A 19,150-nucleotide genomic window follows, 5' to 3' on the forward strand; every position below is an offset into this window, starting at 1 on the left:
GGTACTGCTTCGTACGGTGTCGTTCGCGGTCCCGCCGGCGTCCTCGCGGCCCCGCGCCCTGAGGCTTGCGGGGACGGCCAGTGTTCCCGTCTCGTTCAACGTGCTGAAAGCACAAAAGGACCCGGGGGCAACGTTGCCCGGATCCTCTCGCCACGAGAATAGCCCACCGGCCCTTTCGGGGCCGAGGCCTCTTCCGCTTCCGATTCTGTGGTTCGTGCCACGCCCGCGCCCTGCGTATGACCCGGTTTCACCGGATCGGCGGCCCGCCGAGCGGTGCGGTGGGGCCGACCGGGCGCATCCGGGGCGCGTGGAAGCACGCCGGGGTCGGGCGCGCGAGGGGTCATCATGGAGGCCGACGGTAGAGAGCCGACGATAGGAGCTGCAGTGGCAACCGGAACCATCCGCTACTGGGCGGCGGCCAAGGCCGCGGCCGGGACTGCGGAGGAGCCGTACTCGGCGGGCACACTGGCCGAGGCGCTCGACGCCGTGCGGGAACGCCACCCCGGGGAGCTGACCCGGGTCCTGCTGCGCTGCTCCTTCCTGGTGAACGACGAGCCGGTGGGCAAGCGCCCGCACGATGCCGTGCCTCTGACCGAGGGGGGCACCGTCGAGGTGCTCCCGCCGTTCGCGGGCGGGTGAGCGGAAGCCGATGAGCACGCCCGAGGAACAGCAGCAGAACCCCCAGCAGCAGCACCCGGCCCCGGTCCCCGACCCGGACCCGTACGGGACGCAGACCTGGCAGGCCGACACATGGGACACCGGCTACCAGCCGGTGCAGCCGCCGCTCGGCGCCGTCCCCGGCCAGCCGGTGGCCCCGGAGGGCTGGTTCCGCGACGAGGCCCCGGCCGGCTCCGCCGGCGAGGCATCGGCTGCGGCCGGCGTGCCGTGGCCCGGGGACCCGGCCGCCGAGGCCTACCCGTCGTACCCGGCCGCCCCGCAGGTCCAGGAGCCCCAGGCCGGCGGCCCGTGGCAGGACGGCTCCGCTCCCGGTGCCGGTTCGGGCCCGTGGCCCGAGGGCCCGGCCGCCGAGGCGTACCCCTCGCAGTACCGGCAGGCCCCGGCGGGGCAGCCCGCCGTGCCCGAGGGCTGGTTCCGTGACGAGGCCCCGGCCCCGGCCCAGGACTGGTCCCAGGGCGCGGGCTCCGCGTACGCGCCCGCCGCCGCCGCGGACCCCTACCTCCCGCCCCACCTCGACCCGCAGCCGCAGGCGGCCGTGCCCGCCTCGGCCGCGGAGACGGCGTACCTGCCGCCCTACCCGGGCCCGGAGCCGCAGCAGGCCGCGGCCGCCCAGCCGGACTTCGCGCAGCAGCCCGCCGGCGCGGCAGCCGCCGCGGAGACGGCCTATCTGCCGCCGTACCCCGGCCCGGAGCCGCAGGCCGCCGCGCCGCAGGCAGCCGCCTCGGCCGCGGAGACGGCCTATCTGTCGCCCTACCCGGGCCCGGAGCCGCAGGCCGCCGCGCCGCAGGCCGCCGTGCCCGCCTCGGCCGCAGAGACGGCGTACCTGCCGCCTTACCCCGGCCCGGAGCCGCAGGCAGCCGCGCAGCAGGCCGCCGTGCCCGAGGGATGGTTCCGGGACGAGGTTCCGGCTCCCGCCCCCGCCCAGGACTGGTCCCAGGGCGCCGGGACGGCCGTCTCGGCTGCCGAGACGGCGTACCTCCCGCCCTACCCCGGCCCGGCCGCCGAGGCCCCGGCCGAGCCCGCCGCGGGCGGCGCGGCTGCCGAGACGGCGTACCTGCCGCCCTACCCGGGCCCGGCGGAGCCGGAGGCCGCCGCCGAGCGGACGGCGTACCTGCCGCCGCAGGCGGCCGCCCCCGCCCCCACCGCCGAGCCCGCCGCAGGCGAACCGGCGGACGACGCGGCCTGGTCGCCCCCCACCCTCGGCGGGAACACCCTCCGCGCCGTCGACCCCGCGCAGGCCCGCGCCGAGGGCCGGTCGCCGATCATCGACCCGGGTCCGCAGTCGGCCATACTGACGGCCGCCCTCGGCCTGCTGATGGCCCTCGCCGCCTTCCTCGGCCAGTACGCCGTGCTCGTCCCGCTGATCGCCCTCCAGGCGCTCACCGCGGCCGGCTGGTTCCGCCTCAACGGCATGTGGCCGGCCCGCCAGGGCATCGCCCTGGCCTTCGCGGGTGCCCTCGTCGCCGACGCCGCCGTGCTCGCGGTGGACGATGCGTACGGCCCCGGCGCGATCATCGGCACCCTCGGTGCCTGGGTGCTGATCACCCTCGTCCTCCAGCTGCGCAGCCACGCCGACCCGGACGAGCGCATGTACGGCCTGATGGCCTCGGTGGCCTCCGCCGCCCTCGCCATCGTCTGCGCGGGCTGGCTCGCGGCCGACACCGCCGCGGTTTCGGTCGGCGCGTCGGCCGTCGCGGTGGCCGTGTTCACCCGCGCCCTGCCGCTGCCCACGGCCCCCTCGGTCGGCGTCGCGCTGGCCTCGGCCGCGGGCGCCGGACTCGTCGTGGGCGGGCTCACCGACGTCGGTGTGGGCGGGGCCCTGGTCGGGCTCGCGGCGGGCGTCTGCGCCCTGATCGGGCTGCGCGTGGCCGCGTACGACTACCCGTCGAAGTTCGTGCACATGACGGCCGGCGTCGCGCTGCCGCTCGCGGTGGCCGCTCCCGCCGTGTACCTGATCGGCCGGGTGGTGAGCTGATCTGTCCCTGACATCAGGCGTGGTCAACTAGAACGCACGTACCGGACTAGCGGGGGAGGGGCGCGTGCGGGTTCTGCGTGTCGTCGTGATCATCGGAGTGGTGCTGGGAGCCCTGTTCGCCGGGGTGGACCGGTGGGCGGTCGGCTACGCCGAGAACAAGCTGGCCGACCGGATCCAGGCCCGGCAGGGCCTGGCCGGCAGCTCGGAGGTGGAGATCCACGGGTTCCCCTTCCTCACGCAGGCGCTCAGCCACGACCTGGACCGGGTGGACCTGAAGCTCCGGGGCGTCGAGGTGACGGCGGACGGGCGCAAGACCCGCCTCTCGGAGCTCGACGCGAGCTTCCACGGAGTGAAGATCGACGGTGACTACGCCGGCGGGACCGCCAAGCGCGCCGAGGGCTCCGGGCTCATCACGTACGCCGACCTCACGGCGGCGTCCCAGACCGGCGCGACCCTCTCCTACGGCGGGGCGCCCGGCAAGGTGAAGGTCTCCGTGGGAGTGGACGTGCTCGGCAAGACCCTCACCCGCAGCGTCGTGTCGACCGTCACCCTGGTGGACGCGGAGGGCGGCAAGGGCGGAAAGATCGTCCGGGTGCACGCCGACGAGGTGCCGGGCGAGGGCATACCCGGCCTCGAACGGCTCGTCCGCAAGCGGACCGACTTCGACCGCAGCCTCGACGCGGGCCTGCCGGCCGGCCTCCAGCTCACCGCCCTGACCTCGGACGAAGCGGGCGTACACCTCGAACTGGGGGGTTCGAACGTGGTGCTGGCCGGATCGTGAGACGGAGCGGTCCGATCCGCAGAAGGACGGGCCGCCGGACGGCTCCAGGAGGCGGCGCGGCGGCCGCGAGCCGAGCCCGGGTCCCAGTATTCGGACGATCCCGTCTCGGGATATGACACGCCGGTGACAGGGCGGCCGATTCGTCCCTACGATCCATGGCTATGAAGCATCAGCAGGCGGACCTCACGAAGCGGCGGGCAGTAGACCTGTGTCGCGTCGCCGCCATGCTCTGTCGATCCATGTGACTTGTGAGCGATACCGCTCCATACGACCGGACGACGGCCGCCAGACCGGCCCTTCCCGCGTGACCGCACCCGCCTCCTGATCCCTGACGCCTCCCCGCGCAGGTTCGGAAGCGCACCCGTACGCACGCAGCAGCACCGCAGCACCCGTACTGCCCCCCGCACACTGCCCCGGAGGAGACACCATGAGCCGCAGCGACGTCCTCGTAGACGCCGACTGGGTCGAGGCCCACCTGAACGACGCCAACGTCGTCATCGTCGAGGTGGACGAGGACACGTCCGCGTACGACAAGAACCACATCACCAACGCCGTCCGGATCGACTGGAAGACCGACCTCCAGGACCCGGTCCGCCGCGACTTCGTGGACCAGGAGGGCTTCGAGAAGCTCCTCTCCGCCAAGGGCATCTCCAACGACGACACCGTCGTCCTCTACGGCGGCAACAACAACTGGTTCGCTTCCTACGCCTACTGGTACTTCAAGCTCTACGGTCACCAGGACGTCCGCCTCCTCGACGGCGGCCGCAAGAAGTGGGAGCTCGACTCCCGCGACCTGGTCGACGGCAAGGACGTCCCGAACCGCCCGGCCACCGAGTACAAGGCCAAGGCCCAGGACACCTCCATCCGTGCCTTCCGCGACGACGTCGTGGCCGCGATCGGCGCCCAGAACCTGGTCGACGTCCGCTCCCCCGACGAGTTCTCCGGCAAGCTGCTCGCCCCGGCGCACCTGCCGCAGGAGCAGTCGCAGCGTCCCGGCCACGTGCCGAGTGCCCGCAACATCCCGTGGTCGAAGAACGCCAACGACGACGGCACCTTCAAGTCCGACGAAGAGCTGACCGCCCTCTACGAGGCCGAGCAGGTCGACCTGGCGAAGGACACCATCGCCTACTGCCGCATCGGTGAGCGCTCCGCGCTCACGTGGTTCGTGCTGCACGAGCTCCTGGGCCAGGAGAACGTCAAGAACTACGACGGCTCCTGGACCGAGTACGGCTCGCTCGTCGGCGTGCCGATCGAGCTCGGCGCCAACAAGTAACCACAGGCGGCGGGCACGCGACGCCCTCCAGCCAGACGTACGACCTCTCTAGGACAGGACAGAGAACATGTGTGGAGCACAGATCGGCGGGCCTTCCCTCGACACGCTGAAGCCCGGTGAGACCGCGATCCAGGGCCAGATCACCCAGGGCGGCGAGCCGGTGTCCGGCTACGTCCGGCTGCTGGACTCGACCGGCGAGTTCACCGCCGAGGTCCCGACCTCGGCCACCGGCCAGTTCCGCTTCTACGCGGCCCCCGGCTCGTGGACGCTGCGCGCGCTCGTCCCGGGCGCCAAGGCCGACCGCGCCGTCGTGGTCGCCGAGGCCGGCGGCGTGACGGACGTGGCGATCGCGGTCTGACGGACCGTGCTCGCGCACTGAAGCACTGAACGACCGGCCGAAGGGCCGCACCCCAGGGGGTTGGACGCCACTGGACGGGGTGCGGCCCTTCGCGCCGTTCTCGCGCCGCCCGCGCCCTTGTGCGCGGGCGGCGCGGTTCTACCCTGGAGCTATGTACGCCAGGCGTAGGCGCGTGTACTTCCTGCTCATGGGCGGATGCCTGTTCCTCTTCGTCTCCGCCTGGTCCTTCGTGCGTCTGCTCTCGGTGGAGGCGGCGGTGGCCCTCTGCGTGGTCGCCATGGTCATCCCGCCGGTCGCCGCGGTGATCGCGAACCGGCGCGGCCCGGACGACCGTTGGTGGGACGACCCCTCGGGCGATCCGAAGTCCGACGAGTGGTGGGACGAGCTGGACGGCAAGCGGCGCCACGAGGACTGAGCCGGTCGAGCCGGATCCAAACCCGGCGAGATAAGAATGTAATAAGCATTCGTACAACCGCTCCCCCCTGGGTCGGGTCATGGATACGCACGGGTAATCAACCTGTGCCTCATGTCCGTGGGGGACTTCTTTGGAACACGAACAGACCATCCCCGAGCCGCGAAAAGAGGCGGAGACCAGCCCGGATTCGTACGTTCCGGACCAGCTCTCCACCCCTGAGGCCGCCGAACCCGCTGCCCACGGCGTTGCCGCTGCCGATGCCGCCGACGCCGTCGTCCCGCGCCGGGGTCTGCGTCGTACGACGCTCCTGATCGCGGGCGCGGCCGCACTCGGCGTTCTCGCGGGCGTGGTCACCGGCTACGCGATCCAGTACGACCGCGAACCGACCCCGCTGCCGCCGCTGGCGCAGCAGAAGATGGCGAACCCCGCGCCGGTCGCGGCGAACGACGCGACCAGCGACCGTTCGATCAACGGCAACCGCTGGGACAAGTCGGACGAGGACCTGGCGAAGAAGCTTCTGGAAGCCCCGGGCGGGGCGAAGGACGCGCAGTCGGGGTACGAGTCGGCGGACGAGTTCGCGGTGCGCTTCTACAAGGAGCCGGGGCGGAACTTCGGCAACCTGGTCGGCCACGGTCTGCGGCGGATCGCCACGGCGAGCTGGCAGGAGGGCGAGCACGAGTTCGTGGAGATCAGGCTGCTCCAGTTCCAGGAACGCTCCGGAGCCGAGTACTACTTCGGCCAGCCGAAGCACTACATGGCGGAGGACGGTTACGCGGGCAACGGCGGATACACCCTGCCCGGGGTGCCGGACGCTTTCGGGCACGCCTGGCTCTACAAGCTGAGGGAGAAGCCCGGCTACCTCCCCCTGCGCGAGGGCCGTGCGGTCATCCGGCGCGGGAACACCGTCGTTGACGTCGAGATCGTCAACAAGCGGGGCAATCTCACCGAGGGTGAGATCAATGAACTCGCCAAGCGACAGTTGGAGCGGCTGTGAGCGAACGGACGACCGGGGCCGGGGCCGGGACCGGGGCCGAGACCGACGTGGACGCGGGCCAGGAGCTCCTCGCCTCCGTCCGGCCTCCCCGTGAGACAAACCGCAAGGCCGTCTCCCTGATCGCAGCCGGCCTCGGAGCGGCGGTTCTCGCCGGCGGTGGCTTCTGGGCGTCGGCCAGGCTCGACGCGGCCGACCGGACGGCAGAGGCCCGGTACTGGACGCCGGCCGGTCGCTCTTCGGCGAGCGAGTCGAAGCCGGCCCCGACAGTGCCGCCCAACGAGCTCGTCGCGAAGCTGCTGCCGATGGAGTTCGGCGACGCGCTGGGCCCCGACATGGGCGGTGAGGGCAACAACTTCTACGTGTCCGGCGAACGCGCGTTGCACACGCTCAGGGACTCCGGGTCGGGCCTGTCCGGTGGCGAGCGGGCCGACCGGGACAAGGCGCTGGCCGGGCTGAAACTCAAGGGTCTCGCCGGCCGCAGCTTCTTCACGCAACGCGAACGCGTCGTCACCGAGGTCGAGCTCATGCAGGCCGACCCGAAGGCCCTCGCCGGCCTCTCGGAAGTCAACAAGAAGCTCCTCGACGTCCTGGAGAAGGTCTCCGGCAAGCGGCAGGCGCCCGCCGTGGACGGTTTCCCGCAGGCCAAGTGCGTGCTGTTCGACGTCGTCGACCCCCGGCCGGAGAGGGAAGAGAAGACGAAGCTCGACTCCCTCGAATGCCTGGCGGTCGAGGGAGACGTACTCGTCTCGTTCCGGACCTACGGGTACGTGATCTCGGTGGACTCTTCGGTCGCCCTGTTCAAGAAGCAGCTCAACCACCTGAAGTCCCCCGGGGAGTCCGTGTGACCGAGCAGAACACCATCGGCGAGATCTCCGCCGTCGAGCCGGCGACGCCGCAGACCGTGGAGACCCCGGTCCCCACTCCCGGACCGAAGGACCGCCGCAAGCTCCGTGCCGCCCTGCGCTGGACGGCCGCCGCGCTCGTCTTCGCCGTGGTCGGGGCGGGGACCGCGTACGGGATCACGCGGTCGGAGCGGACGGACCTGCCCGGCCTCTCCACCCTGCCCGACGGGCGGTGGACGTATCCCGCGCAAGCCCGGCCCGAGCTCCCCGCGGGTGCTCCGGTGCCCGCGGGTTCGGACAACCCGGACGGGACGCACTACGCGGACCTGCACGGTCTGCTGCTCACGGCCCCCGAGGGCGCCAAGCCCGACGAGGGCCTCAAGGCCGACAAGGACGGGGTGGTGACACCGGACGCGTTCCTGGAGGAGTACCCGGCCGAGAGTCGGCCGAGGCTGAAGGAGTCCTTCGAGTGGGAGGGAGTCCGGAAGATCGTCGGCCGGGGCTGGACGATGCCGGACGGCACCCGGAGCCGCGTCTACCTGCTGCGCTTCCACTCCTCCGACTTCGTCGGCGCCTTCGGCGGCTGCGCCCTCGGCACCAGCCTGAACGGTGCCGCCGCCCTTTCGCTCGACCCGGTCTGGGTCAAGGCCAAGACGAAGGAGCGCAGCGACCTCGGCACCATCGGCGTCGGCGCGACCGGGACCGGGATCGGCAGCGGGAGGGCCGGTGGCCCCGAAGCCAACGTCTACGAGGAGACCAAGCCCTTCGGTGACGAGCAGACCCGCCTGGGCTGCCTCCAGGCGGGTGATGTCCAGGCCGTGATCATCCAGACGCGCAAGGGCGGGGCGGCGGTCGTCCCCTTCCACCAGACGCTGATCCTCCAGGCCCAGCTGCTCGGCTGACCGGCGGTACGGCCCACCTCACACAGTGCGCCGGTCCCCGGGCCAGTAGGCTTGGGGACCGGCCCCGTACAGCCCCAGAAACGAATTCCGAGGAGCACCCCGTGCTTGAGGCAGTCTTCACCTCCCTGCTGGTCCTGGTCTGCGTCGGCGTCTTGGCCTTCACCGGCCTGGCGGTCAAGAAGCTGTACCAGGGTCAGCGCTGAGCCCCGGCTCCGCAGCCGGCCCAGCAGAGCGCCCAGACCGCCCCGGAACCCCTCCCACAGATCGCCTGAGCAGCCATTCATGATCCAGATCCCGTCCGACCTGAACCCCGGCCTCGTCCCCCTGGCCTTCCTCCTCGGTACCTGGGAGGGCGCGGGAGTCTTCGACTTCCCCGGTGAGGAGAAGTGCAACTTCGGCCAGGAGGTCGTCTTCGGCCACGACGGCCGGGACTTCCTGGAGTACACCTCCCACACCTGGGCCCTCGACGCCGAGGGCAACAAGGTGCGGCCGCTGGAGTCCGAGTCCGGCTACTGGCGCATCGACAAGGACCGCAAGGTCGAGGTCGTCATGGTCCGCGACCAGGGCGTCGTCGAGGTCTGGTACGGCGATCTCGCCGACCAGAAGCCGCAGATCGACCTGGTCACGGACGCCGTCGCGCGCACCGCGGCCTCCGGCCCGTACAGCGGCGGCAAGCGGCTCTACGGCTACGTCAAGAGCGACCTGATGTGGGTCGGCGAGAAGGCCACGCCCGACGTCGAGCTGCGTCCGTACATGTCGGCCCAGCTGAAGAAGGTCGTCACGCCCGAGGAGGTCGCCGAGATGGCGCGCAACCTCCCGGACATGCCGGACGACGGCATCGCGTTCTTCCGCTGATGCGCTGAGCGGTCCACAGGCTGTGAGTGAAGGGGACCGGGGCTCGCCCCCGGTCCCCTTCACGCGCTTACACTGGCGGGGTGGTCAGCACCGAGAGCGCCGAGAGCCCCGAGGGCACCGACTGGAAGAGCGACCTGCGGCAGCGCGGATACCGGCTGACACCGCAGCGCCAGCTCGTGCTGGAAGCCGTCGACGCACTGGAGCACGCCACTCCGGACGAGATCCTCGCCCAGGTGCGCAAGACCGCCTCCGGGGTCAACATCTCGACCGTCTACCGCACGCTGGAGCTCCTGGAGGAACTGGGCCTCGTCTCGCACGCCCACCTCGGGCACGGCGCCCCCACCTACCACCTCGCGGACCGGCACCACCACATCCACCTCGTCTGCCGCGACTGCGCGGACGTCATCGAGGCGGACGTGGACATCGCCGCCGACTTCACCGCGAAGCTGCGCGCCACCTTCGGTTTCGAGACCGACATGAAGCACTTCGCGATCTTCGGCCTGTGCAAGAAGTGTTCCGCCAAACACCATGACGGCCACGCGTAGCGGAGTCGTACGCTTGGTCCCATGACCAGCAGCCCCTTGCTCCACCTCCCCGGCGCCGTGCAGGCCGAAGGCCGCGACGAGGGCGTCGCCGCCCACTACGGCGAGCTGTACGGCGAACAGCGCGCGCTCGCCGACGGCCGCGGCTTCGTCGACCTCTCGCACCGCGGAGTTGTCACCGTCAGCGGGCCGGAGCGGCTGAGCTGGCTGCACCTGCTGCTCACCCAGCACCTCACCGAACTGCCCGCGGGCCAGGCCACCGAGGCGCTGATCCTCTCCGCCAACGGCCACATCGAGCACGCGCTGTACCTCGTCGACGACGGCGAGACCACGTGGGCGCACGTGGAACCCGGCACCCAGGGGGAGCTGCTCGCCTACCTGGAGGCGATGAAGTTCTTCTACCGCGTCGAAATCGCCGACCGCACCGACGAGTTCGCCGTCGTGCACCTGCCGGCCGGGTCCATCGCCGAGGTGCCCAAGGAGTTCACCGTCCGGGAGACCGCGCACGGCCGTGACGTCTTCCTGCCCCGTGCCGAGCTGGAGGCCTTCGCCGCGGCGCACGGCCCGGCCGCCGGGCTCCTCGCGTACGAGGCCCTGCGCGTCGAGGCGCACCGCCCGCGGCTCGGCCTGGAGACCGACCACCGGACCATCCCGCACGAGCTGGGCTGGATCGGCACCGCCGTCCACCTCCAGAAGGGCTGCTACCGGGGTCAGGAGACGGTGGCCCGCGTCCACAACCTGGGGAAGCCGCCGCGCCGCCTGGTCTTCCTGCACCTGGACGGCTCCGAGGTGGTCCTCCCGGCGCACGGCGCTCCCGTCCGGCTCGCCGCCGACGGGGAGGAGGGCCGCCAGCTGGGCTTCGTGACCACCGCCGTACGCCACCACGAGCTCGGCCCGATCGCGCTCGCGCTGGTCAAGCGGAACGTGCCGGTGGACGCGCCGCTGCTGGTCGCCGGTACGGCCGCCGCGCAGGAGGTCGTCGTAGCGCCGTGATCCCCGCGCGTCAGAGCACTAGATGTCGATGACGATGGTGAACGGGCCGTGGTTGGTCAGCGAGACCCGCATGTCCGCGCCGAACCGGCCCGTCTCCACCGTCGCGCCCAGCGCCCGCAGCTGTGCCACGACCTCGTCCACCAGCGGCTCGGCCACCGGGCCCGGCGCCGCCGCGTTCCAGGTGGGGCGGCGGCCCTTGCGGGCGTCGCCGTAGAGCGTGAACTGGGAGATCACCAGCAGCGGGGCGCCCACGTCGCTACAGGACTTCTCGGCCTCCAGGATCCGCACCGACCACAGCTTGCGCGCCAGCAGCGCCGCCTTCTCCGGGGTGTCGTCGTGGGTCACCCCCACCAGCACGCACAGCCCCTCGCCGACGATCTCGCCCACGGTCTCGCCGCCCACGACGACGCTCGCGCCGTCCACCCTCTGCACCACAGCTCGCATACCACCTGTGTACCAGCCTTGCACCCGTCCGGGGCCGATCGGGTGGAGTACGACTGCGTCGGGACCACGGAGAGTGGCACGATGCACGCAGGCGGTGCGGGTGCGCCGCACCGGTCGAGGGGACGGACCCGTTCGTATGAATACTTCTGGTACCTCCGTACCTGCATCACCCGCCTCCGTCGCAGCTGCCGCGGTACGACCGCCCGCGCAGCGCACCGGCGAACAGCCGGGGCCGGAGGACCCCACCAGCGAGCTCGGGCTGCCGGAACTGCGCGCGCTGCGCCGGGACGCGCAGCGCGACGAGGCCGATCTGAGCTACGTACGGCGGCTGCTCCAGGGCCGCATCGACATCCTGCGGGCCGAACTCGCCCGGCGCGCCGACCCCGGGGCGCCGGTGGTGGACCGGCTGGACCGGCTCTCGGAGATCCTCGCCGACGCCCCCTCCAGCCGCAGCGCCTCCGCCCGGCACGTCACGCTCGGCACCCCGCACGGCGAGGAGTACCGGCTGCTGGCGGCGGAGATGCTGGCCGACGTCGAGCTGTCGGACCTCAGTGCCCGCACGGACGGTGAACTGTACGAGGGGATGGGCAAGCTCGTGCGCTACGAGCAGCAGGTCTCGCGGCGCCGGCAGCAGCTCCAGCGGACGGTGGACGACTGCAGCGCGGAGATCACCCGGCGCTACCGGGAGGGAGAGGCGCAGGTGGACGACCTGCTGGCGTAGGGACGGCAGGGCGGCGCGGCGCCGGGCGGAAATCCGGGCGACCGGGCGCCGGGCCGGCTATTAGCGTGGGCGGCTATGAGTGCTGACGTCCGGCCGATCGCCGAATCCGAACTCCCCGAGTGGCTGCGGACCGTGAACACCGGTTTCCTGACCACCGCCCGTGTCACCGACTCCGACGTGGCCCAGCGGGCCAAGCACAACGACTTCACCCGGACGGTGGGCGCGTTCGACTCCGAAACCGGCCGCTGCGTCGCCGCCTTCCGCTCCTTCGCACAGGAACTCACCGTGCCCGGCGGGGCGTTCGTCCCCTCCAGCGCCGTCTCCAACGTCGGCGTGCTGCCCACGCACCGCCGCCAGGGGCTGCTGTCCCGGATGATGGCCGACGAGCTGGCCGCCGCGAAGGCGCGCGGCGACGTGCTGTCGACGCTGATCGCCGCCGAGTACCCGATCTACGGGCGGTACGGGTACGGCCCCGCGGCCTCCGTCTCGGAATGGGAGATCGACGTACCGCGCACCGGACTGGACCCGCGCCTCGCCGCGCCTGTGGACGGCGGTCGGATCGATCTGGTCGACGCGGCCGAGGTCCGGCGGGTGGGTCCGGAGCTGCACGAACGGCTGCGGGCGCGCACGCACGGCGCCGTGAACCGGAACGAGCGCTGGTGGAACCTGGCGACCGGCCTGGAGGAGATGTCGTACCGCCCGTACAAGGAGCAGTTCTTCGCGGTGTACCGCACGGCGGCCGGTGAGGTGGCGGGGCTGGCCGCGTACGGGGCCGACGACCACTGGACGGACGCGAAGGTCCCGCAGAACACCGTGCGGGTCAAGGACCTGATCGCCGTCACCCCGCAGGCGGAGCGGGCGCTGTGGCAGTTCCTGTGCTCGATCGACTGGGTGACCAGGGTCCGTACCGGCTACCGGGCCCCCGACGACCTGGTCCCCCAGATGCTGCCCGACCCGCGCTCGGCGCGGATCGTCACCGCCGCGGACTTCCTGTGGGTGCGGCTGCTGGACGTCGTACGGGCCCTGGGTGCGCGGACGTACGCCGTACCGGGGACCCTCGTGTTGGAGGTCGCGGACGCGGCGGGCCTGTCGGACGGCCGCTACCGGTTGGACGCGGGCACCGGCGCGTGCGAGCGGACGGAGCGGCCGGCGGAGCTGAGCCTGGACGTGTCCGCGCTCGGCTCGCTCTACTTGGGCGACGAGTCGGCGGTACGGCTGGCCGCGCTCGGCCGGGTGAGCGAGCTGCGGCCGGGGGCGGTGGAGCTGGCGGACGCGGTGTTCCGCACGGCCCGCCGGCCGTGGTGCCCGGACGTCTTCTGAGCCCTCGCCGCCGCGTCCGGTCCGTCACGTTCGCCGGCTCCGAGCGGTCAGTGTGACAACGGGCGAGAGGAGCCGGGGCGATGGGGAGCGGTACGAGCGGTACGAGCGACACGGGCGGGACGGGCGGGACGGGCGACGGGGAGTACCTCGCCGCGCGGTTCGAGGAGCGGCGCGGGCGACTGCTGGCGGTGGCCGAACGGATGCTCGGCTCGGCGGACGAGGCGCGGGAGGCGCTCCAGGAGGTCCGGCGGCTGGTGGAACACGCCGACGCCGGCTGGCTGACCGGTGTCGTCGCCCGGGTCTGCCTCGACCGGCTGCGGGCGCGGGCCGGCGTACTCGTGCTCCCCTCCGGCCGGCCGGAGCGGGAGGGGCTGCTCGCGGACTCGGTCGCGCTCGGGCTGCTCGTCGTACTGGACCAGCTCGCGCCCGCGGAGCGGTTGTCGTTCGTACTGCACGACCTGTTCGGGATGCCGTTCGAGGAGGTCGCGCCGATCGTGGAGCGCAGTCCGGAGGCGGCCAGGCAGTTGGCGATCCGGGCCCGGCGGCGGGTGCGGGGCGGGGTGCCGGAGCCGGAGGCGGACCCGTTCCGACAGCGGGAGATCGTCGAGGCGTTCCTCGCGGCGGCCCGGGAGGGCAGCTTCGAGGACCTGACCGCGGTGCTCGACCCGGACGTGGTGCTGCGGGTGGACGAGGCGGAGACGGCGGTGGGCGCGGGCGCGGTGGCCCGGCAGGCGCTCACCTTCCAGCGACTGGCCCCGTACGCGCGGCCCGCGCTGGTGAACGGCGTACCGGGGGCCGTCACGATCCCGCCCGGGGGCAGGACGGTGGCGGCCATGGGTTTCACGGTGGGCGACGACCGTATCGTCGCCATCGACATCTCGGCGGATCCGGCCCGGCTGGCCGCCCTGGACGTCACATCCATCGACAACTGAGGAAAGATCTACTTGACGCACTCGATGTCACCGGTGTCACTGGTGGAAGCCCTGCGCGCGGCAGGCTGCGTCTTCGCCGAGGAAGAGGCGGAGTTGCTGGGCGGGGCCGCCCGGGACGACGCCCACCTGGCGGAGCTGCTGGCCCGCAGGGTGGGCGGTGAACCGCTGGAACACGTCGTGGGGTGGGCGGAGTTCTGCGGGCTGCGCATGGAGGTGGGCGAGGGGGCCTTCGTGCCCCGCCGGCGCACCGAGTTCCTCGTGGAGGAGGCGGTGGCGCTCGCCCGGCCCGGCGCGGTGGTGCTCGACCTGTGCTGCGGGGTCGGCGCCCTGGGCGCGGCGGTGGCGGCGCGGACCCCGGGCGGGGTGGAGCTGCACGTGGCGGACGTGGACCCGGCGGCGCTGGCGTACGCGCGGCGCAACGTGGCCCCGTACGGAGGCACGGTGTGGGAGGGCGACCTGTACGAGCCGCTCCCCGCCTCCCTGCTCGGCCGGGTGGACGTGCTGGTGGTCAACGCCCCGTACGTGCCCACGGAGGAGATCGGCCTCATGCCGCCCGAGGCGAGGGACCACGAGCCGCGGGTCTCCCTGGACGGGGGCGCGGACGGCCTGGACATCCACCGCCGGGTCGCGGCGGGCGCCCCGCGCTGGCTGGCCCCGGGCGGCCGCCTGCTGATCGAGACGAGCGCCCGCCAGTCGCCGTCGACGGCGGCGGCCCTCACCTCGGCGGGCCTCAGGGCGCGGGTGGCCACCTCGGAGGAGTTCTACGCGACGGTGGTCATCGCCGAGGCCTGATCGGGGTGCGCGGAAAACCGTTTCGGCGGGGCTGTCACGTCCTTCTCCTGTTCCCCGTCATGTACGCGGCCCCCCGCGGTGGTGGCCCTGACGCTCGGCTCAGCGGCTGAACGCCGCCGGCGGGGGCCCGCGGACCGCTGCGGGCCCTGTTCAGGCCACCGGGTTCAGAAGCGGGGGCGGTTGAACCACTGCTTGGCTTCGTCACTGTTCGCATTGATGATCAGGAAGGCCGAGAGTGCGATGCCGACGCCGTTGGCGCCCTCCCCGCTGAGGAGGCTCACCACGGCGTTGACGGCGACGAGCCCGCCGAGGACGAGTACGGCGATCCGTACGCCGTTCTTGCCGTTGCGGCAGAGCGCGCCGAGGGTGATCGCCGCGGCGGCCAGGGCCAGGGCGATGACACCGATGGCGTAGAGCGTGGGCGCGGATCCGAACTCGGCGCTCTCCTTCAGCGCTCCGCTGGTGGTGGCGTCCGCGGCGGCGAAGACCAGCAGGCCGCCCAGCGTATTGAGGCCACCCATGACGAACAGGAGAACGCGCAGGGTCGTGACCTTCTTCGGCATCTCGACCGGGACCGGCCCGTAGCCGGGTATCGGCGAGGGTCCGGGGTACGGGGGCAGGTTGTCGGGTGTCGTGTTCATGGAGTTCTCCCTCGCGTTCGGTGTGATGCGCGGGCCCCTGCCCGCGCGGCGTCCCATGATCGGGGTCGATCCGGCGTGGTGGCGAGGGTTTTCCGGCATCGATACGGGTGGGAGATGCTGCAAGCGTCTGCTTGCAAAAGTTAGCAGGGTGGGGCAGGGTAGGGGCATGGCATCGCTCAACGTCGGAAACCTCGGCGAGTACCTCCGTGAGCAGCGTCGACAGGCCCAGCTTTCGCTGCGGCAGCTGGCCGACGCGGCGGGGGTGTCGAATCCGTACCTGAGCCAGATCGAGCGCGGGCTGCGCAAGCCGAGCGCGGAGATCCTCCAGCAGCTGGCCAAGGCGCTGCGGATCTCCGCGGAGACGCTGTACGTGCAAGCCGGGATCCTGGATGAGCGGGACCGGGACGAGGTGGAGACGCGGGCCGTCATCCTCGCCGACCCGTCCATCAACGAGCGGCAGAAGCAGGTGCTGCTCCAGATCTACGAGTCGTTCCGCAAGGAGAACGCGCTCGATGCGCAGGCCGGGGCGCCGAGCGACAGTGACGAGATGCCGCCGAAGACGAACTGGAATTGATCCGGGAGGACCAGCCACATGGCCATCGCCGATGACCTGAAGAAGACCCTCACCGACCCCACCCCGCTCTACTTCGCCGCCGGCACCGCGGACCTCGCGGTGCAGCAGGCGAAGAAGGTGCCGGGGCTCATCGAGCAGCTGCGTGCCGAGGCCCCCGCGCGGATCGAGGCCGTGAAGAACACCGACCCGAAGGTCGTGCAGGAGAAGGCGAAGGAAGCGGCCAAGGAGGCGCAGGAGGCGGTCACCGCCAAGGTCGCCGAGGTGCTCGGCGCGATCGACCCCAAGAAGCTCGGGGAGACCGCCCAGGATCTGGCGCTGCGCGGGGTCGGCGTGGCCGCGGAGTACGCCGTTCGCGCCAAGGAGACCTACGACAAGGTCGCCGAGCACGGTGAGCAGGCCGTGCGCGCCTGGCGGGGCGAGGTCTCCGAGGAGATCGTCGACATCGCCGTGGCCGTGGAGCCCGCGCCCGAGGCGGCGCCCGCCGCGGAGGCCGGCGCGGAGCCGGAGGCCGAGGCCGCCCCCAAGAAGGCCCCCGCGCGCAAGAGCACGGCGAAGAAGGCCACGGCCGAAGCGTAAGGGCGCGGCGGGCCGGGCACCTGGAGGGTGTCCGGCCCGTTGTGGTTCATGAGGGCACGGGTGCCGGTAGCGTGGATTGCGCAGGTATGCGCAGGCGGAGAAGAAGGCGGTCGAAGCGATGCTGATGAACGGGTTCGATAACGGGGTGCTCCCGTTGCTCGGGTTCGCCATGCTGGCGCTCGCCGTCGTGGCCTTCGTGTTCGCGCTGCTGGCGCGCGAGGACGCCTACCGGGCGGCCGACAAGCAGACCAAGACCTTCTGGCTGGTCATCCTCGGCGTCACGGTCCTGGTGGACTTCTTCCTGGCGTCGATGCTGTTCCTGACGATCGCCGGACTGGTCGCGACCATCGTGTTCCTCGTCGACGTCCGCCCGGCCCTCAAGCAGGTCTCGGGCGGCGGCCGGCGCAGCGGTGGCAGCAGCAGCGACGGGCCATACGGGCCCTACAACGGCGGGCGGTAGGCCACGGGGCCGGGTTCCGGCTCTCAGGTCTCGGTGCGTGAGAGCAGGACCACGGCCACGTCGTCGGTGAGTTCGCCGCCGGCGAGGCGGCGGGCCTCGGTGACGGACGCCTCCAACAGGCCTTCTCCGCTCAGACCGCGGCCCAGGTGCCGGTTGATCATCTCGACCATGCCGTCCTGCCCGAGGCGCTCCTTGCCCTCGCCGATCCTGCCCTCGATCAGGCCGTCCGTGTAGAGCATCAGGCTCCACGTGCCGCCGAGCTCGACCTGGCGGCGCGGCCAGCGGGCGCGCGGCAGCAGTCCGAGTGCCGGGCCGCTGTTCTCGTACGGGAGCAGGCGCGCGGGGCGGCCCGGCCTGGACACCAGCGGGGCCGGGTGGCCGGCCAGGCACAGGCCCGCGTGCCGGCCGTCGGGGGAGATGTCGACCGTGCACAGCGTCGCGAAGATCTCCTCGCACGGGCGCTCCACCTCCAGGACCTCCTGGAGGGTGGCCAGCAGGTCGTCGCCGCACAGACCGGCCAGGGTCAGGGCGCGCCAGGCGATGCGGAGCTCGACGCCGAGGGCGGCCTCGTCGGGGCCGTGGCCGCAGACGTCGCCGATCATGGCGTGGACGGTGCCGTCGGGGGTGCGGACGGCGTCGTAGAAGTCGCCGCCGAGGAGGGCCCGGCTGCGGCCGGGGCGGTAGCGGGCGGCGAAGCGGAGGTCCGAGCCTTCGAGGAGCGGCGTGGGGAGCAGGCCGCGCTCCAGGCGGGCGTTCTCCTGGGCCCGCAGTTTCGATTCTGCAAGCTTGTACTGGGCGATGTCCGCCCGCTTTCTCTCCACCGCGTAGCGGATGGCGCGGCTCAGCAGCCGGCCGTCCAGCTCGTCACGGAAGAGGAAGTCCTGGGCGCCGACCCGGACGGCCTCGGCGGCGCGCTCGGCGTCCGCCTCGGAGGTGAGGACGAGCACGGCGTGGCGGGGGGCGAGGCGCAGTACCTGGCGCAGGATCGCGAGCTGGTCGACGGCGGTGGCCGTCGCCGCTGCCCGGGGGCTCGTCTCCGGGAGGGACAGGTCGAGCAGGATGCAGTGCACGTCGGGGGTGAGCAGGCGCTCGGCCTCGACGAGGTTGCGGGCGGTGCGGAGCCGGATGCGGTGCCCGTCGGAATCGAGGATCTCGGGGACGGTGAGGCCGCCGGCCGGGTCGTCCTCGATGAGGAGGAGGGTCAGGGGGCTCGAGTGCGGGGTCGCCGTCGCGGTGGCCGTGGCCGTGGCCGTGGCTGTGGCCGTGGCCGTGCCGGTGGCGACGGTGGCGCCCGCGGTGGTGGTGGCCGTGTGTACAACGGCCTGACCGCTCGCCTCGGCAGTGATCTCCCGCTGCCTCGGTACGGGTACGGGCATCGTCTCCGGTTCCTTCCCTCCCCCCGAGGATGGTGCGCTCGTCCGGCAGACCCTAGCTGCCGGGCCGGGCGAGCGGAATGCCGTTGTGGATCGGGAGCTCCGGCATATGCCGTCATCACGGGGGAAATTCGGTCTCACTGGATGACAAACGTCACGGCGGGACCGTTGTCCGTCCCGTCTGGCGAGACGTGTCCGGGCCCGAGTTGGTTGCCTCGTTCCCGACGATGCGGACCATTCGCCCGATATCGCCCCCATCTTGCGTGCCGTCGGGGCCGTGCGCGCGTGCCGGCCGGGGTGTCCCCGCGGCCCCGCACTCCCGTGCCGGGGCGCCCCCGCGACCCCGTACCGTCCCGCCGGTGTGTCCGCCGCGGCCCCGTGCTCCCGCGCCGTCGGGGTCGGGTGTGCGGTGGGGCGCCCCCGCAGGGCGTCGAACGCACCCCGCTTCCCCTCTTCACCGCCTCGAACCGTTCGACGCCCGAGGAGGTGCCCCGGCGCGCGCCCGGCCCCGGCGGCCCCTCGCGTGCGGGCCGCCCCGGGGGTGCCGCCGCGTGCGGGCCGCCCCGGGGTGCCGCTGCGCGGAGCCGTCCCCTACCCGCCCTTCCACCGTTCCCCGGGCTCCGCCCCGGACCCGTCCCGGGGGCTCCGCCCCCAGACCCCCGCGCCTCAATCGCCGGCGAGGCTGGATGGGGGCCCGGTCCTCAAACGC

At 72.5% G+C, this 19,150-nt stretch carries 23 protein-coding genes; 20 read left to right on the forward strand and 3 right to left on the reverse strand.

Annotation, left to right across the window (positions count from 1 at the left end; all coding sequences use genetic code 11):
• Window positions 1–384 precede the first annotated feature (384 nt).
• The 13 genes from ACIQ5Y_RS08475 (at window position 385) to ACIQ5Y_RS08535 (ending at window position 10,608) form a co-directional block, all read left to right on the forward strand.
• Window positions 385–639 carry a MoaD/ThiS family protein gene (locus ACIQ5Y_RS08475; RefSeq protein WP_403876665.1) on the forward strand — a complete coding sequence of 85 codons (255 nt, stop codon included), beginning with the start codon at window positions 385–387 and terminating at the stop codon, window positions 637–639.
• A 10-nt stretch (window positions 640–649) separates the two neighbouring features.
• Window positions 650–2,653 carry a hypothetical protein gene (locus tag ACIQ5Y_RS08480; protein WP_403876668.1) on the forward strand — a complete coding sequence of 668 codons (2,004 nt, stop codon included), beginning with the start codon at window positions 650–652 and terminating at the stop codon, window positions 2,651–2,653.
• A 64-nt stretch (window positions 2,654–2,717) separates the two neighbouring features.
• On the forward strand, window positions 2,718–3,434 hold the full coding sequence (locus ACIQ5Y_RS08485; RefSeq protein ID WP_403876671.1) for a DUF2993 domain-containing protein: 717 nt from the start codon (window positions 2,718–2,720) through the stop codon (window positions 3,432–3,434).
• A gap of 161 nt (window positions 3,435–3,595) precedes the next feature.
• Window positions 3,596–3,679, forward strand: coding sequence for a putative leader peptide (locus ACIQ5Y_RS08490; protein WP_350206375.1), 84 nt, complete (start codon window positions 3,596–3,598; stop codon window positions 3,677–3,679).
• A 182-nt stretch (window positions 3,680–3,861) separates the two neighbouring features.
• Window positions 3,862–4,707, forward strand: coding sequence for a sulfurtransferase (locus ACIQ5Y_RS08495; protein ID WP_384589020.1), 846 nt, complete (start codon window positions 3,862–3,864; stop codon window positions 4,705–4,707).
• A 67-nt stretch (window positions 4,708–4,774) separates the two neighbouring features.
• Window positions 4,775–5,065 carry a DUF1416 domain-containing protein gene (locus ACIQ5Y_RS08500; protein ID WP_384745469.1) on the forward strand — a complete coding sequence of 97 codons (291 nt, stop codon included), beginning with the start codon at window positions 4,775–4,777 and terminating at the stop codon, window positions 5,063–5,065.
• 151 nt (window positions 5,066–5,216) lie between these two features.
• Window positions 5,217–5,480 carry a DUF3099 domain-containing protein gene (locus ACIQ5Y_RS08505; protein ID WP_403876675.1) on the forward strand — a complete coding sequence of 88 codons (264 nt, stop codon included), beginning with the start codon at window positions 5,217–5,219 and terminating at the stop codon, window positions 5,478–5,480.
• 130 nt (window positions 5,481–5,610) lie between these two features.
• Window positions 5,611–6,474 (forward strand): hypothetical protein, encoded by an 864-nt coding sequence (locus tag ACIQ5Y_RS08510; protein ID WP_403876678.1) that lies wholly within the window; start codon window positions 5,611–5,613, stop codon window positions 6,472–6,474.
• Window positions 6,471–7,319 (forward strand): hypothetical protein, encoded by an 849-nt coding sequence (locus ACIQ5Y_RS08515; RefSeq protein WP_403876681.1) that lies wholly within the window; start codon window positions 6,471–6,473, stop codon window positions 7,317–7,319. The genes ACIQ5Y_RS08510 and ACIQ5Y_RS08515 overlap by 4 nt, the downstream gene beginning before the upstream one ends.
• On the forward strand, window positions 7,316–8,218 hold the full coding sequence (locus ACIQ5Y_RS08520; protein ID WP_403876684.1) for a hypothetical protein: 903 nt from the start codon (window positions 7,316–7,318) through the stop codon (window positions 8,216–8,218). Before ACIQ5Y_RS08515 ends, ACIQ5Y_RS08520 begins: the two co-directional genes overlap by 4 nt.
• A 282-nt stretch (window positions 8,219–8,500) precedes the next feature.
• Window positions 8,501–9,073, forward strand: a complete 573-nt coding sequence (locus ACIQ5Y_RS08525; RefSeq protein WP_385404312.1) for an FABP family protein — start codon at window positions 8,501–8,503, stop codon at window positions 9,071–9,073.
• An 80-nt stretch (window positions 9,074–9,153) separates the two neighbouring features.
• A complete protein-coding gene (locus ACIQ5Y_RS08530; protein ID WP_403876687.1) occupies window positions 9,154–9,618 on the forward strand; it encodes a Fur family transcriptional regulator in 465 nt (154 codons plus the stop codon).
• A gap of 21 nt (window positions 9,619–9,639) precedes the next feature.
• Complete coding sequence (locus tag ACIQ5Y_RS08535; RefSeq protein ID WP_403876690.1) at window positions 9,640–10,608, forward strand: YgfZ/GcvT domain-containing protein; 969 nt, start codon at window positions 9,640–9,642, stop codon at window positions 10,606–10,608.
• 18 nt (window positions 10,609–10,626) lie between these two features.
• On the opposite strand, the gene dtd is transcribed toward ACIQ5Y_RS08535, so the two are convergent.
• Entirely contained in the window at window positions 10,627–11,052 is a 426-nt protein-coding gene (gene dtd / locus ACIQ5Y_RS08540; RefSeq protein ID WP_403876693.1) for a D-aminoacyl-tRNA deacylase, read from the reverse strand.
• Window positions 11,053–11,188: 136 nt separating this feature from the next.
• Between dtd and ACIQ5Y_RS08545 the strand changes: the two genes are divergently transcribed.
• From ACIQ5Y_RS08545 to ACIQ5Y_RS08560, 4 genes are all read left to right on the forward strand, one after another.
• Window positions 11,189–11,773 (forward strand): AmfC protein, encoded by a 585-nt coding sequence (locus tag ACIQ5Y_RS08545; protein WP_403876696.1) that lies wholly within the window; start codon window positions 11,189–11,191, stop codon window positions 11,771–11,773.
• 75 nt (window positions 11,774–11,848) lie between these two features.
• Window positions 11,849–13,093 carry a GNAT family N-acetyltransferase gene (locus ACIQ5Y_RS08550; protein ID WP_403876699.1) on the forward strand — a complete coding sequence of 415 codons (1,245 nt, stop codon included), beginning with the start codon at window positions 11,849–11,851 and terminating at the stop codon, window positions 13,091–13,093.
• Window positions 13,094–13,173: 80 nt separating this feature from the next.
• Entirely contained in the window at window positions 13,174–14,025 is an 852-nt protein-coding gene (locus tag ACIQ5Y_RS08555) for a sigma factor-like helix-turn-helix DNA-binding protein (protein ID WP_403876701.1), read from the forward strand.
• Window positions 14,026–14,049: 24 nt separating this feature from the next.
• A complete protein-coding gene (locus ACIQ5Y_RS08560) occupies window positions 14,050–14,817 on the forward strand; it encodes a putative protein N(5)-glutamine methyltransferase (protein ID WP_403877453.1) in 768 nt (255 codons plus the stop codon).
• Window positions 14,818–14,981: 164 nt separating this feature from the next.
• On the opposite strand, the gene ACIQ5Y_RS08565 is transcribed toward ACIQ5Y_RS08560, so the two are convergent.
• On the reverse strand, window positions 14,982–15,458 hold the full coding sequence (locus tag ACIQ5Y_RS08565; RefSeq protein ID WP_403876704.1) for a hypothetical protein: 477 nt from the start codon (window positions 15,456–15,458) through the stop codon (window positions 14,982–14,984).
• Between the two features lie 166 nt (window positions 15,459–15,624).
• Between ACIQ5Y_RS08565 and ACIQ5Y_RS08570 the strand changes: the two genes are divergently transcribed.
• The 3 genes from ACIQ5Y_RS08570 (at window position 15,625) to ACIQ5Y_RS08580 (ending at window position 17,068) form a co-directional block, all read left to right on the forward strand.
• Window positions 15,625–16,032, forward strand: coding sequence for a helix-turn-helix domain-containing protein (locus ACIQ5Y_RS08570; protein ID WP_403876706.1), 408 nt, complete (start codon window positions 15,625–15,627; stop codon window positions 16,030–16,032).
• 18 nt (window positions 16,033–16,050) lie between these two features.
• A complete protein-coding gene (locus ACIQ5Y_RS08575; RefSeq protein WP_403876709.1) occupies window positions 16,051–16,608 on the forward strand; it encodes a hypothetical protein in 558 nt (185 codons plus the stop codon).
• A 118-nt stretch (window positions 16,609–16,726) separates the two neighbouring features.
• On the forward strand, window positions 16,727–17,068 hold the full coding sequence (locus ACIQ5Y_RS08580; protein WP_403877456.1) for a DUF2516 family protein: 342 nt from the start codon (window positions 16,727–16,729) through the stop codon (window positions 17,066–17,068).
• Between the two features lie 23 nt (window positions 17,069–17,091).
• On the opposite strand, the gene ACIQ5Y_RS08585 is transcribed toward ACIQ5Y_RS08580, so the two are convergent.
• A complete protein-coding gene (locus ACIQ5Y_RS08585) occupies window positions 17,092–18,444 on the reverse strand; it encodes a PP2C family protein-serine/threonine phosphatase (protein WP_403876712.1) in 1,353 nt (450 codons plus the stop codon).
• Window positions 18,445–19,150 lie beyond the last annotated feature (706 nt).

The organism is Streptomyces sp. NPDC096339, from assembly GCF_044762985.1.
Lineage (GTDB): Bacteria > Actinomycetota > Actinomycetes > Streptomycetales > Streptomycetaceae > Streptomyces.